Source organism: Rhodopirellula sp. MGV (assembly GCF_002251265.1).
In the GTDB taxonomy this organism is placed as follows: Bacteria; Planctomycetota; Planctomycetia; order Pirellulales; family Pirellulaceae; genus Stieleria; species Stieleria baltica_A.
Genome location: NZ_NPDI01000068.1, coordinates 66,308 through 80,405 on the forward strand (window position 1 = coordinate 66,308; position 14,098 = coordinate 80,405).

General features: G+C 55.5%; 9 protein-coding genes. 2 read left to right on the forward strand and 7 right to left on the reverse strand.

The window, feature by feature from the left end; translation table 11 throughout:
• Positions 1 to 13: 13 nt before the first annotated feature.
• Both CGZ80_RS23505 and CGZ80_RS23510 read right to left on the reverse strand, forming a co-directional pair.
• Positions 14 to 1,678: a hypothetical protein gene (locus CGZ80_RS23505; RefSeq protein ID WP_094418122.1), complete on the reverse strand. Its 1,665-nt coding sequence runs from the start codon at positions 1,676 to 1,678 to the stop codon at positions 14 to 16.
• Positions 1,567 to 4,293 (reverse strand): FHA domain-containing protein, encoded by a 2,727-nt coding sequence (locus tag CGZ80_RS23510; RefSeq protein ID WP_158222831.1) that lies wholly within the window; start codon positions 4,291 to 4,293, stop codon positions 1,567 to 1,569. Before CGZ80_RS23510 ends, CGZ80_RS23505 begins: the two co-directional genes overlap by 112 nt.
• Before the next feature lie 546 nt (positions 4,294 to 4,839).
• Here CGZ80_RS23510 and CGZ80_RS23515 point away from each other — a divergent pair.
• Both CGZ80_RS23515 and CGZ80_RS23520 read left to right on the forward strand, forming a co-directional pair.
• On the forward strand, positions 4,840 to 5,247 hold the full coding sequence (locus CGZ80_RS23515; protein WP_094418124.1) for a TraR/DksA family transcriptional regulator: 408 nt from the start codon (positions 4,840 to 4,842) through the stop codon (positions 5,245 to 5,247).
• A gap of 292 nt (positions 5,248 to 5,539) precedes the next feature.
• The gene (locus CGZ80_RS23520; RefSeq protein ID WP_409994564.1) at positions 5,540 to 6,862 is read left to right on the forward strand and encodes a S1C family serine protease; all 1,323 of its coding nucleotides are present in this window, start codon (positions 5,540 to 5,542) and stop codon (positions 6,860 to 6,862) included.
• Positions 6,863 to 6,870: 8 nt separating this feature from the next.
• Here the strand turns inward: CGZ80_RS23520 and CGZ80_RS23525 are convergent, their stop codons facing one another.
• The 5 genes from CGZ80_RS23525 to CGZ80_RS23545 all read right to left on the reverse strand — a co-directional run bounded on the left by CGZ80_RS23525 (position 6,871) and on the right by CGZ80_RS23545 (position 13,913).
• Entirely contained in the window at positions 6,871 to 8,892 is a 2,022-nt protein-coding gene (locus CGZ80_RS23525) for an AAA domain-containing protein (RefSeq protein WP_233148619.1), read from the reverse strand.
• A gap of 91 nt (positions 8,893 to 8,983) precedes the next feature.
• Entirely contained in the window at positions 8,984 to 9,766 is a 783-nt protein-coding gene (locus tag CGZ80_RS23530; protein WP_094418126.1) for a DUF1080 domain-containing protein, read from the reverse strand.
• A 174-nt stretch (positions 9,767 to 9,940) separates the two neighbouring features.
• Positions 9,941 to 11,272, reverse strand: a complete 1,332-nt coding sequence (locus CGZ80_RS23535) for an ABC transporter permease (RefSeq protein WP_094418127.1) — start codon at positions 11,270 to 11,272, stop codon at positions 9,941 to 9,943.
• Positions 11,272 to 12,093 (reverse strand): ABC transporter ATP-binding protein, encoded by an 822-nt coding sequence (locus CGZ80_RS23540; protein ID WP_094418128.1) that lies wholly within the window; start codon positions 12,091 to 12,093, stop codon positions 11,272 to 11,274. Before CGZ80_RS23540 ends, CGZ80_RS23535 begins: the two co-directional genes overlap by 1 nt.
• An 8-nt stretch (positions 12,094 to 12,101) precedes the next feature.
• Positions 12,102 to 13,913, reverse strand: coding sequence for an efflux RND transporter periplasmic adaptor subunit (locus CGZ80_RS23545; protein WP_094418129.1), 1,812 nt, complete (start codon positions 13,911 to 13,913; stop codon positions 12,102 to 12,104).
• Positions 13,914 to 14,098: the final 185 nt, after the last annotated feature.

Consider the following 14,098-nt stretch of genomic DNA (forward strand, 5'->3'; position numbering starts at 1 on the left):
CGCAGAATCCGAATTACTTGGCTTCGGTTTCTTCCGCGATGCGTTGCATCTCTTCAGCGATCTCCGCATCGTTCTTGCCAGCTTCGCCGCCTTCATTGGCAAGCTTCAAACGCCTGCGAGCATCACGAGCAAGCACAAATGCCTCTTGTCCGAACACTCCTGCCAGCACCAAGAATGCGGCGACCATCACCAGCTTGATCGTCGACGACCAGCTTACAAAGATGAAAACGCCCAACGCCATGAGCACGAAGGATGCGGACAAAGCCGTTTTCCAAATCGCGTTCATTTGCGTATCGCGAGCTTGAATTCGGATGCTGCGGGCGACCGCATTGCGTGCAGACTGATTGGCCAACTCACGCATCGCGGAGAGATTCTTCTTCAACTCCGGTGCTTGTGAACGAGGCACAAGCGGTTCCGCATGGATGGCGGGCGATTTTGCAACCGCTTCCTCATCCAGATCAACGACTGAATCAGAATCGTCTTCGTCTAGTTCGTCGTAGTTCGGAACTTTTGGCTTTGCTTTCGCAGCGGCAGCGAGGGCTGGTGCGGGAGCCGGTGGCTGGATGGGGGCTGGCATGGGAGCAGGCGTGCTGCCACCTTGCACGCGTTGCAGCAAACGACTCATGTAGGCCTCAATCGAATCGTCCTCTGCGGACGGTTCGGCCGATGGAAGCGTTTGATGTGCGTTTAGCTGGGCAGTGTCTGTATTGTCATCGAAGGATGTCGCCAAAGGCTGCGCATCATCTTGATCGTCGTATCGTTCGTCGCGTTCATCCGCGCGGTCGTATTCGTCCCGAGATGAGGCGAAGTTCCATTGCCCACCCGATTCAGCGAGTTCATCGCGATCGGCCATCACCATCGTGGGTTCGTGATCAGAATCCGCCGACTCATCAAAATCCTGATGCGATGCATTTTCATGTTCGCGCTCGGCATCTAAATCACGAATCAGCATTTGGGCAAGACTTCCGATCGCCGGTTCGTCCTGCGGTTCTTCGTGCGGCTCGTTATCCTGTTGACCGAACGGCTGATCGAACTCCGTTCCGCCAGCCTCTTCGCCTGGCTGCCACATTTGCGTCGAAGTATAGGATTCGTCCGCTTCGCTAGAAGATTCTTCACTCGACCAATGCGATGCGTGAATCTCTTCCTCCGCAACCTGCTCTACCTCGTCGATCGCATTCTCTGGCTCTTCGACATCCGGTGTACTGAATTGGCTTTGTTCACCGGGCATGAAGTCCGCCCAGCTTAGCGGTTGATCTCGCTCGATTGACTGTTCGACGATGGGCTCCTCTTCGACGAGTTGCTCGTCGAATTGCTCGTCGAGATGCTCAGCAGGTGGTTCGATCTGCTGTTCCGGCTCCGTCGCTTCATACTCGGGTGACTCAAGTGCAGACGACTCGTGTGCGAAATCGGATGCAGCTTGATCGGCATCCCAAGCAACAGACTCTTTGCGTTCGGTTTCGTCGATCGCCTGTTGCACGTGATGCTCCAAGTCATCGATCGCGTCCGAAACAGATTGTTCCGGCGACTCATCCTGCCAGCTGATCGACTCAGCACTCGCCGCCTCGTCTACCGGGCTTTCTTCATATCCCCATGAAGACGCTTTGGGAATTTCGTGCCCTTCTTCGGCAGCCGCATCGGTACGCCATTGCTGATCCTCCACCGATTCATCTTCGACCATTTCGGCAGACGAATCTCCACTTCGGTCGCCAGATGTGCTTCGGTTTCAAGCTCGTATTGCGATTCCGTTTCCTCTTCGCTGAACGAGTCCGCCTCACCGACAAGCTGCTCCTCGTCGTTGACTGAAATGTCGTCCAGGTTGACGATCGAATCGGTCTCGCGGCCATGATAGGCTTCCGCCAATGGCATTTCGTGTTCGTCTTCGTCCTCGACCGATTCCAGATCGATGTCTGCGAAGGGATCAATTGGCTCTGATTCGCGAAGTTGCTCGTCTGACGACCACGATGCCGATGCTTCGTCGTATGCCGCTTCGTCGTCGCCTACTGATTCTTCGGTGACCGCGTCTGCCGCCCCATCAAAACTGTCAGCTTGATCGGTATACCAATCGTTGGGCGAGGGCGTTTGAACGGAAACATCAGCGTCCGCGTTCTGTGGCAATGCCACCATTTCAGCGGCTTGGGCGGCAGCATGTTGGGCAGCAGAGATCTCGTCCTGCAGTTTTTGAATCTCTTCCCGCAAAGCTGATTCGCTTGACTGGCGTTCGGTTTCCAGCTTGGCAACGGTTTCGGCATGATCGGTTTTTAAACGCTCGATGTCCTCACGTGCGTTCCGCAACTCATTTTCAAGATCCTCAAATCGCTGTGGGTCGATCGTCGACGCCGAACCCTCGTCACTTTTGGCTGTCGCGTCGGACAGATCACGAGTCAGCGCCTCGTTTGCTTCACGCAACTTTGCCAGTTCGGTGTTGGCACCGGAAAGCTGCACCGACAATTCGTTGATTGTGTTTTGCAGCTGGTCGGACTCGATCTCCCACGAGTCTTGTTGGGCCGTCTGTCGGTTCTGATTTTGATCGACGAGCAGTTCCAATTGGCGAATCGAGGCGTTAGCGCCTTCAAATTCGTTCTGCCATTTCGAAGCTTGCTCAGCGGCTTTGGACAGACTTTCTTGAAGCTCAGCGATTTCCTGCTTGAGCGAAACGATTGTCTCTTCGGCGACCAGCTGCTCGTACTCTGCCGATTCGGCCTTCGCTTTCAGCTCGGTGACCTGCTGGTCGGAGCTGGATTGCTGGTCATCGTTTGCTTCACGCAGATCTGCAAGCTGTTTTTCCAGTTCGTCGATTCGCGACTGAGTCTGTTCGCATTCCAACAAAGCAGCTTGCTGATCTTCCGACGCTTGCTTGCGGACGGCTTCAAGCTCTGCTTGATACTCGGCTGCCTTCGCTTCGAACTCAGAAATCGACTGTTCGAACTCAGCTTCCTTCAACTCGGCAGCGGAGAGCTGATCACGGTATTGATCGGAAGTTTGATGAGCTTGTTTGGCGTCATTGCGTGCTTGTGCCAACTCCTCGCCACTGGTGCGCAATTTGGCTTCCAGCTCTTGTTGGCGAGCTTGGCTTTCTTTCCGAAGCTCTTCTATTTTGGCGCGTGTGTTTTCGAGCTCTTTGGCAGACCGATCGAGCTCCGTTTCCTTCGCGGCGCGGGCCGCTTCGCTAATCGCGCGGGCCTCAATTGCTTGGTCACGTTCGATGACCGCGTTATCGCGATTCAATTCCAATTCGGCGCGAAGTCGTTCGTGAGTCTCTTGCTCTTGACGCTCGCGCTGTTGGAGTTCGCTGTGTCGTTCCCGAAGCTCGCTGAGTTGCTCGTTCAAGGACGCGAACTCGTTTCGCATTCGTCCGATCGCATCGCTGGCCGACTTGGCTTGCGATTGAGTCTGCTCAAGTTGTCGCTGTACTTCGGCAGAACGCTGCGAGTACTCCTCTTCACGTTTCAACCATTCGTCTTGCTTTTGTTCCAGCTCTGCTTGACGGTCGGCAAGCGTCTCTTGAAGTCGTAGCAGCTCGGCCTCCTTCTCGGCGAGCTCTTCTCCGGTGGCCTTCTCGCGTTCCCGAAGCGATTTCAGCTCATCTTGCGCGGCGGCGTACGTCGCTTGGATTTCACGAACGGCTGATTCCTGCGCGACCAGTTTGGACTCGCGTTTCTGCAGATCGTTGACACGCTGCCAAAGCTCTGTTTCACGACCGTGCAACGCCGTCTCGCGATTGTCGCAACGCGTTTCACGGATTTCACATTCCGCATGGCGGGCATGCCACTGCTGACTGAGTTCGGTCAGTCGCTGCCGCATCAACGTTTCGTTGTTCGGCCCAAATTGGTTTTTCGGGGGAGCGGCTGAACGTGGCAGAGACAACGAACGCGCCGCGGCGGCGGGATCGGAAGGCAGTGTCAGCAACTCAAATCGATAGTCGCCCATCCGGATGATATCGCCGACACGCAAATCCGTTTCGGCAACTCGTTCGCCGTTGTATTCCAAAGGCACTGAATAGGCACGCATCAGCACACGCTGGGCGTCGCGCAGCAACACCGCGTGCATTGGACGCAACGCCGGGTCTTCTAGACGGATCGAACAGCCTTCGCCGCTGCCAAAGGTGTAGCGGTTTCCGGTCAGACGCAATCGCCGCGATGGCGTGCCGGGCCGAATGACGCGAAACTCGATTGCGCCGGTAGTATGAACCGTCATCGGGTTTCCGAGAGTCTGCTCGGCAGCTGCCGAAGCAAAGCCTTTTGTGAACAGCTCGCTTTGCATCGATTCGTTATGCGACTGGGTGAAATCTTCCATGATCGTGCTCCGGTCTGATTTGCTGGGCCCGACTCCGAGGATTGGATTGGATTCGCAAACACCACGCATCCTTCGTTCAAGTGCGATTTGTCTGTGGTGCCGCTTTGGGTGGGTGATGGGCGCAGCCGTTTTCTTCGTTTCGGCTGGTTGGGTTGCCCGTGTGAAGCTAATCGGGAACATCGATAACGATTTGCGCGGGCCAACTGCCCAGGACGCCCTGATTAGGGGGTGACATCCGTTTTTCCAACTGTCTCACGCTGCCAGGGTGGTGAGGGCGATCCTGGTCGCATAAAAACCGGATAATTGGCCGTTAAAACTCCCTTGGTTGACCATTAGGGCCTTTTCGAAAGCTTTCAGAGGTGACTTTGTGGCAATCGCTCCTACTATTAGGCACCGCGTGGTGCCACAACCAGTTGCGGCGGTTACGAATTGAAATTTCGGCATGATCCAACGGCGGCCCGCTGCGTAAGTTAGGGTGTGAGCGGGGGCTCAACAGAGATGCCGCAGATGGCAGTTTGTGCTAGAGAACAGAAACTAGGTGCTCCGATGGCCAGAAAAGACTCGCTCGAAAAGCTTCGTAAAATCCTCCAAAAACGCCGCGACGCCCTCGTGCGATCGGCTTTGGGTGACCTCAGCTTGCTTCAAGGCAAAGCCAACAAATCGGCTGACGTGCTTGATGCCGTCGCTGATACCGTTCAATCGGAGCTCAATAGCCAACTTCTCGAAGTTGAAAGCCGTGAGCTTGCCGCGATCGATCAGGCCATCGAACGACTCGATCGTGGCGAATACGGTACCTGCGAAGAATGCGGGAAGCCGATTCCCCTCACCAGGCTGCGAGCCGTCCCGCATGCCCGTGAATGCATTGGTTGCCACCGTCTTGCCGAACAACGACGCTCGCATCCGGCCGCCCACATGAGCCGAATGATCGATTCGTACCAGACCGATGGTGCTTGAAAATCGGTGCTCACTTGCTTACTGAACGGTCGTCTAGACCGTCTGTAGGGGTGTTACCACCGCCCGTCGTTAAGAGAATCGGCCGGTCTGTATTGTTCTAGCGTTAACGATTCTTCGCTTCTGTTCGGCCAGGGATAGCCCTTGCAAGCAAACCAAAGTTGTTTGCTTGCAATCGACGATTGCTACAGGGACGACGCCTCCCCGTCGCAACCTCCCCTTTCTAAGTATGGCACTCCCTATGGTCCAACTCCTGCGTTCAAGCGAGTCCGATGCTCGCAGACGATTGAGCTGTATGCTGCGCCAAAGCGGTGTTCGTTCGTTCGCCTTGTCCGCGGTCGCGGCTTTGACATTTGCAACGTGCAACAGTGCAACGGCCCAAACGGCATCCCGCCAATCGCATGCCCCGCCTGCCAATCAATCCGGCGCATACGAACGTCACAGCAAAGGGGTCTCAATTGACTCGCCCACACAGGGCAACGCCTCGGGTGAAACGTATCAACTGATGCGTCCGTCGCTCGAGCGTCCATCGCTTCCGACGCCGCCAGAGATCAGCACCCCATCACTGGGAAGTGCGTTGGGCAGTTCCGCAGGCGATGCCTCGGCGATGATCGACCAACAACGCGAAGCCCTGTTCGAAGAACTGGCCGAAGAGTTCAACGCTTTCGACCGCTTAGGACGCTTGGTCCGCAAGGTGTCCCACCTGGTGAAACCCAGTGTGATTCACATCGAAGCGCACAAGACTGAAACCAACAACGGAAAATACGAATCCTACGACGAAGCCGGCAGTGGCGTTGTCGTCGCGATTTCCGGTGGCCTCTGGATATTGACCAATCGTCACGTGATCCAAGGTGCTCGTCCCAACGAAATCATGTTGCGAAGCTCCGACGGACGTCAATTCCGGCCGGCGCAAATCTATACCGATGAAGGCACCGATGTTGCCGTCATGCAAGTAACGAACATGGACTTGCCGGCTGCTCATGTCGGTGACAGCGAGTCCGTCGGGATTGGTGACTTTACGATCGCGATCGGCAGCCCATTTGGACTCAGCCACTCGGTAACGTTTGGGATCCTGAGCGCCAAAGGCCGACGAGATCTGTCGCTCGGTGACAAGAAGATTGACTTGCAAGACTTCTTTCAAACCGATGCCGCGATCAATCCAGGTAACAGCGGCGGTCCCCTGTTGAATCTACGTGGCGAAGTCATCGGGCTGAACACCGCTATCGCCAGCAGCAGCGGCGGAAGCGAAGGGATCGGTTTCGCGATTCCGATCAATATGGCTATGCGAGTCGCCGACGAATTGGTCCGCTATGGTCGTTATCGTCGCGGATACTTGGGCGTCGTTCTGGATCCTGACTTTGGGCCACAAGACCTTGGCGCTGCCGCGTTACTTCGGGGCGGGGCATTGGTAAAAACCGTTCATCGCGGATCACCTGCGGCGAAGGCCAACCTGCAACGTGGCGATATCATCGTTCAGTTCAACGGAACCAATGTCGAAAATGACGATCACTTGGTCGCCCAAGTTGGCATGACACCGATTGGTTCTCACATCCCGATGGTCATCCACCGAGATGGAAAGAATTATCGCGCCGAAGTCGAATTAACCGACCTCAACTGATTTCCTCATCACACGTTTGGGAATTCGAACACACTGCGGTACGCCTGCTTTTGCTCGAAGTATTCAAGCATCCGGCCGTAAAACTCGTTGCCACCCAACGTCGCACTGTCACCGACCACGATCAATTTTCGACGTGCTCGGGTCAGGGCCACGTTGGTACGACGCCTGTCCTGCAAGAACCCGATCTCGCCGCGATCATTGCTGCGAGTCATCGTGATCAAAACGGCTTCTTTTTCTCGGCCTTGAAAGCCATCAACGGTGTCGATTTCGATCTCTCGAAGCGACGGTAGATTGCGCAGCCAACGTACTTGGGCGGCGTAAGGTGCGATGATTGCGATCTGGTCCGGATCCAGTCCCGCATCGACCAGTTCCATTGCGAATTGTTCAATCAGTTTCGCTTCACCGGCATTGAATTTGCTTTCGCCATCCCGCTCGATCTCTTCGGAAAAGTTCGCACCGGCAGTATCGACGAACATCAATGGCGTTTCTGTCAAATCAGTTGTCTCAACACCAGGCAGATCACACAACCGGTGTTCGGCAACGCTGGCGTCAGCGATCAGTGTTCCGTCGTAGAATTCATCTGACGAGAACTCCATGATGTCGCGGTGCATACGGTACTGAACCGTCAGTCGCCGATACACCGATTCGCCTTCGCGTTCGATCAATCGGTGCATCATCGAATCGCGCATGCCTTCGCTTGCCGCCTGATCAGACAGCACCGTTGGCGGCAATTGGCAATGATCACCGGCCATGATGACCATGTCAGCACGGAGCACCGCTTGCCACACGCTTGACTCGGTACATTGGCATGCCTCGTCAATCACAACGGTGTCAAATGTCGAACCTGCCAACAAGTCATCATCGATTGTCGTCGTCGTGCAAATCACGTCCGCGTTGTCGATAATGCTGCGAACGACACTTCGTTCCAAGGACCGGATCTGACCGCGAAGGTCACCGGCAGTGCTGTATAGCAAATTACGGCGACGTCTCGCGTCTTTTCCCCGTCCTGGTCGTGCCGCCGAACGTAGTAATTCATCCAATTCACGCCGCATGTCTTTGATCACCGCGGCGGATGAATCATTATCGACAAGCTCGTCCAAGGTATGCCCACGAAGTGATTCAAAGACGCGTGCGGGATGGCCGACGCGAAGAACGTTGGGAACCATCGGAACCAACCGTTCAAGCAAGTTATCGACCGCCGTGTTGCTCGGCGCACAAGCGAGCACTTTGTCACCGCGTTCGACCGCCTGATAAATCACCTCGGCGAGTGTAGTCGTTTTGCCGGTCCCAGGCGGTCCGTGCAAGATCGCGATGTCAGGCGAAGCCAACGCAAACTTCACGGCGTCTTGTTGCGGGGGATTCAGCGATGTCAAAAAGCGCACGTCATCCGGGTCACCTTGGCGGATGGGACGTTGGCTTAAAATCATGTCGCGGAGCTGCTTGATTCGCCCTGAAGCGACTCGTGCAGACGCCATTGCAGCGAGTTGTCGCCGACGGGTCGTTTCATCCGGCGACATATCGATTCGCAAACGATCCGACTCGGGCCAACGTTCGGTGGCGACCTGAATCACGTTCTGATTGCGGCGGCTGACCACACCAGCGATGCCGTGATCCGAAGGGTCATCGGAATCCGAAATCACAACTGGCGACCCGACCTTCAAACGGTTCATCGGCAGAGGACGACCGTCGATTTTTACGAAGTCGAACAAGATCCGCCCGGCCAGGCCGGTCTGATGATCTTGAATCTGCAATGCCAACAGCGTCTCGCCGCTGCGTTCTGCATCACGGGCTTTTTGAATTTGCCGGCGACGAGCCATCCGTTGACGCTCGGCCTCGCCTTCCAAATCAAGCCAACGGGCGAGGGCTTCGAAATAGTTATCTTCGCGAAGAAGATTAAGATCCAACTTCCGGGACTGCATGTCGTCGAGATTACCGTTGGTTGTTCCTTCCTGAACAGCCGGTTCCGGTGCCCGGTTCAGATCACAGTCGGGAATGTCATTCGTGCTGAGAAGCGTTCTTGCGGTAATCATCATTGACCACCGCAAGTTCACCCAGTTTAGGCGACCGCTGCGCCGATGTCATCGGAGGCAATCTGCCACCGAACGCTACCGACCTGCAGAATTATTTTTCGATCGGAATTTCTTTGTCACCGTCACGCAAGAACGGGTCGCGGGTTTGTTCGCCGGTCACCGTGGTCCACTCACGAACCCAGATATTGCGGAAACGGACGGGGTTGTTGTGATCCTGCAATCGAATCGAACCTTTCACGGGGTGTTTGTTGTACTCCGGTGGTCGGTTGTAAGGGGTGTCGCCTTTGAGTTCGAAGTGGTTCAGTAAGACAACACCATTGTGAATCGCGGTGATATACGCGGGCGACTTCAGGCTGCCGTCATCTTCGAATCGAGGTGCCGTCCAAATTACGTCGTAGGTATTCCACTCGCCCGGCGCGCGCATGGCGTTGGCCATCGGCGGGGTCTGCTTGTAAATGGCCCCAGCTTGCCCGTCGTAATAGGTGTCGTTTTGGTACGAATCCAAAATTTGGATTTCGTAGCGATCGTTAAAGAACAATCCGCTGTTGCCGCGACCTTGCCCTCTGCCTTTGGGAGGATTGGGCGCAGACCATTCGATGTGGACTTGGCAATCCCCGAACTTTTCCTTGGTCACCAAAGTCCCTTTGCCGGCCACCATCGCGCCGTCTTCGACGGTCCAGTTCTCAGCACCATTCCAAGCCGATAGATCTTCGCCGCCGAATAAGACCACGGCATCCGAAGGTGGCGAAGCAGCCGTTGGCCCGGGCTCGACAACAGGCGGCTGTTGCCATGTGATCCCGTTAAGGTACTCCTGGGCGGGACATGTCGCTGCAAACGACAACACGGCGACAATGGCGAAGGTGCAATAACGCATGGGGGCTCGAGTGGTTGGAAGTAGGAAGGTATTCCGCCCACCGGGAGAGACTCAGAATTGAAACCCGGCCGACGGCGAAGGACATTCGCAAAATCCACGAATGGGTTCCCATTATGGTCACCCAACGTGGAAGTCACAAATGGGCTGCGCCGCCCAGTTGCCAGCAGAGTCAGATTATTCGTGTCGCAATGCGTCGATTGGATTCATTCGTGCCGCACGAATCGCGGGATACAAACCGCTGACCAGCCCGACCGCGACGGCAATAACAACTGCCAATGGAATCGTTTCGTACACAATTGTCGGCTTGGCTTCACGGATCGCGTCTGGTAGCGCCGCGAACTTGTCCGGGAAACCTTCACGAACGACATAGATCAGCCCCGAATACATCGCCGGGCCTAGGAAACCCAACAGAATCCCGCAGGCCGCACCACAGATACTGAGCACCAGAGTTTCGACCAAGAACTGGCGAACAATGTCAGCGCGCTTGGCACCAAGTGCACGACGAATCCCGATCTCTCGAGTCCGTTCGGTCACACTGGCGAGCATAATGTTCATGATGCCGATGCCGCCGACGATCAGTGAGATACAAGCGATCAAAACACCGATGCCCAAGAACATCATTCGCAAGTTGCGAGCCTGCTCAAGTAGTTCCAACGGAACGACCACCGCCGTGTCACCGATCTCTTTGTGATTGCGTTCAAGCAGTGATTCAATCATCGCGGCGCTCGACCGCACTTCATTGACCGACTCGACTTGCAAAGTGATCTGGTTCAGCTCCATGATCTCGACTTGGAACTGACCGCTACGGCGAGTCATGATCGTATCGCCGATTCGCTTGCGCAACGTTTGCATCGGAATATAGATGTCCGACGAAAAGTCTTGCGAATCCAGCGAACCGCCGATTGCCGCGGACGGATTACGTGCTTCCAAAACGCCAACGATCTTGTAGTAATCTTCGCTTTCGGGGATATAGACCCGTTTGCCCAAAGGTTCCTCGTACGGGAACAACCGATCGGCGACCCCGGAAGAGATCACGCACACGGTGTCATTTCGCATGCCGTCAGCGTCCGTTAGGAAGCGGCCACCATGCTCACGAATCGACAGGGCGTTAACGTCCGCGTAGCCAGGCGTGCACCCGACCAAGCGTCCATCGACGACTCGATCACGATAGGTGAATTGGCGGCGGATCTCGCGAATCGGAATCGCGGTCTTTACGGTGGGGACGGTCGACAAGATCATCTCGAGATCTTTACGCAATAGACCATATTGGCTTGCGCGTCCGCCGGCGAGTTTTTCTTCGGGCGGCTTTTGACTACGGACGATGATGGTGTTGGCACCAAGTGATTCGATCTGTTTTTGGACCTGATCACTAGCACCTTGGCTGATCGCGGTCAGCAAGATCACCGCCCAGACCCCAATCAGGATCCCCAGCATGGTTAAACCGCTGCGGAGCGGGTGGAGTGCGAGACTTTTCACACCCAGACGAAGCGTACGAATCCAAAGCATTACCGGTCCGCCTCACGCAGGAGTTGTTCGACGACTTTTCGTTGAGATTCGCGTGCTTCTTCGCGCGAGGATTGTGAATTGAGTTCATCACGGTGAAGCTTGCCGTCTTTCAAACGGACAACACGCTTGGCTCGCGCGGCGACTTCGTTTTCGTGAGTGACCAAAATGATCGTACGGCCTTCGTCGTTCAGCTTGTCAAACAAGCCCAGAATTTCGTCGGTGGTGACCGAGTCCAAGTTACCTGTCGGTTCGTCGGCCAAGACAAAGTACGGATCGTTGACCAGTGACCGTGCAATCGCGACACGTTGCTGTTGGCCCCCGGACAATTGGGACGGCCGGTGGTCGAGACGTTCGCCGAGGCCGACTTGCGTTGCCAGTTGGATCGATCGGTCACGTTCTTTGGACCCGATAACGCCTTGGTAATAGAGCGGGACCTGGATGTTCTCGACCACACTGAGTTGCTGGATCAAGTTGTAAGACTGGAACACGAATCCGATCCGTTCTGAACGAATCTGTGCCAGTTGATCGTCAGTCATTGTCGCGATGTCGTCTTCACCCAACATCAACGAACCGCTGGTCGGTTTATCCAGACATCCGAGCAGATTCAGCAGCGTACTTTTGCCGCTACCGGAAGGCCCCATGATGGCAACATAGTCGCCTTCGGGAACGTCGAACGAAACGCCACGCAATGCGCGAACGGTTTCACTTTTTAGAACATAGTGCTTTTGCAGATCACGGATCGATGTCGCCAACCGTCGCGGCTTGGTCGCGGACGGGTCGGCTTCGGATTCTGCGGAGCGATAGGCATCTGTCATCGACATCGTTTCGATCAGCCTCCCGCACCTTGGCTCATCATCTTCATCAGCTCGGCGCGGGACACAGCCCCGTCTCCATCGGTGTCAGCTGACTGGATGCGACTGCGGAAATTCTCGTTGATCTGGCTCATCTCTTCAGCCGAGATACTACCGTCGCCATCGGTATCGTTGCGTTCCATCATGCGTTGAACGATTGCCGCTGGATTCGGCGGTGCACCACCTGGTGCGCCATTAAAACCGCCGGGTCCACCTGGACCGCCACCGGGCGGGCCGTCGAATCCGCCGGGAGGCCCACCACGTTCCGCACCGGGACGTTCGCCGCGAGGCGGTTGTCGATCTTCATCGACGTTAGCGATCTCTCGCATATCGCTGTTGTCCTCGGCGATCACTTCGGGCAGATCCATCAAAGCCAAATGATCACGCAAGTTCAACACGACGGTATCGTCTTCTTTCACCCCGTCTTTGATGGTGACCATCGTGTCGTTGGTTGCGCCGATCGCGACTTCTTCTGTGCGGAACTTCTGTGGCCCCTCTTGAACGAGGGCGTACATTTTTCCGCCGTGCTCGTACAAGCCTTGAATCGGCATTTGGACCGCATTGTCGAGTTGTTCGACAAAAATCTGCACTTCAGCGGTCATCCCGGTACGAATCGATTCTGGGGGATCGATGATGTCGATAGTGACCGCGTACTCTTTGATTGAGGAGCTGAAGAAGCTACTCGGTTCGGCATAACGGTTTACTTTGGAAACGCGTCCTTTCAGGCTTAACCCCGGGATCGCGTCAACAGAAATCTTGGTCGCCATTCCTTCGGTGATCAACGTGATACGCGACTCGTTAATATTGCATTTGACTTGCATTTTCGAAGGGTCAGGCAGGTAAATCAGTTCCTGACGCTCGCGAACCGTCGCACCGGCTTCGACGACGAATTCAGCACTGCCCCCACGGCTGCTGTAGCGGTTGGCATGAACCACAACGCCTGAAGCAGGGGCCGTGATCAGGCAGTTTTTGATCTGCTGCTCAGTATCAGCGAGCTGTGTTTTTTCCTCAAGCAACTCGCTTTCGTAGGCTGACAACTGAGCCTGCGCGGCTTCGATATCGCTATCGAACTGAACCAGCATTTTTTTCTTGGTCAGGTTTTGCAGAACCTTCAATCGTCCCTGAGCTGATTCGAGTTGGTTACGAGCGTTGGCAACGGCAAAGCGGTCCGCCTCCAATTGCAGCGATTTGATCAACCCTTTCGCCGCCAATCGCTGGCTACTCTCAAGTGCCTTCTGTGCCTTAACCAAGTCTTGCTCGGCAATCAGGATTTCGCTTCTCAGTGCGCTCTCTTCGGTCATGTAAACACCGTCGAGATACTCTTGGCGAGCGATTTTCGATTGTTCGACTAACGCCTTCGCAGACGTCACGTTCGCTTCGGCAGTGATCACGCCGATCTTGTCTTCGTTCAGTTTCTGTTCGAGTGCTGACGAATCCAGCTCGACTAGCTTGTCACCCTCTTTGACTCGCGTGCCTTCTTCGACGACCCATAGGATCGACACACCGCCGCTACCGCCACCGCTTTGCGATTTAACTTTGCAGGTCACCTCGATGTTACTGCTGCTTTCGATCTCACCCTGTTCCAACACGATGTGATCGAACGGCCCACGGGTCACCGGCTGGGTAATCAGGCTACCGACTTTGACGCCGCTACTGCGGTCGGAAAACATCGCATAGCCGATCGCGCCAATGATGAAAACGATGACAAGGAAGGCGACCAAGGCACCTGCGGCGCCTCCACGGCGTTCCGGTAACTTTGTAGGTCGGTCCGAACGCAAGGATCTAGGCATGGAATGTCCACCGGTGGGTGCGGAAGGGAGGGCGTTTGTCTGCGGGGAGATCGATGAGGGCGCTAACAGTTTAAAACCGCCCGGTACCCATTTTGTTTCGCAAAATCACGCTGTTTCTAGAAAACAGCGACCTTTCGCCAGCAGTTTACTTAGGTAACCGCAAACTATTTCACAAAGTTACCGCG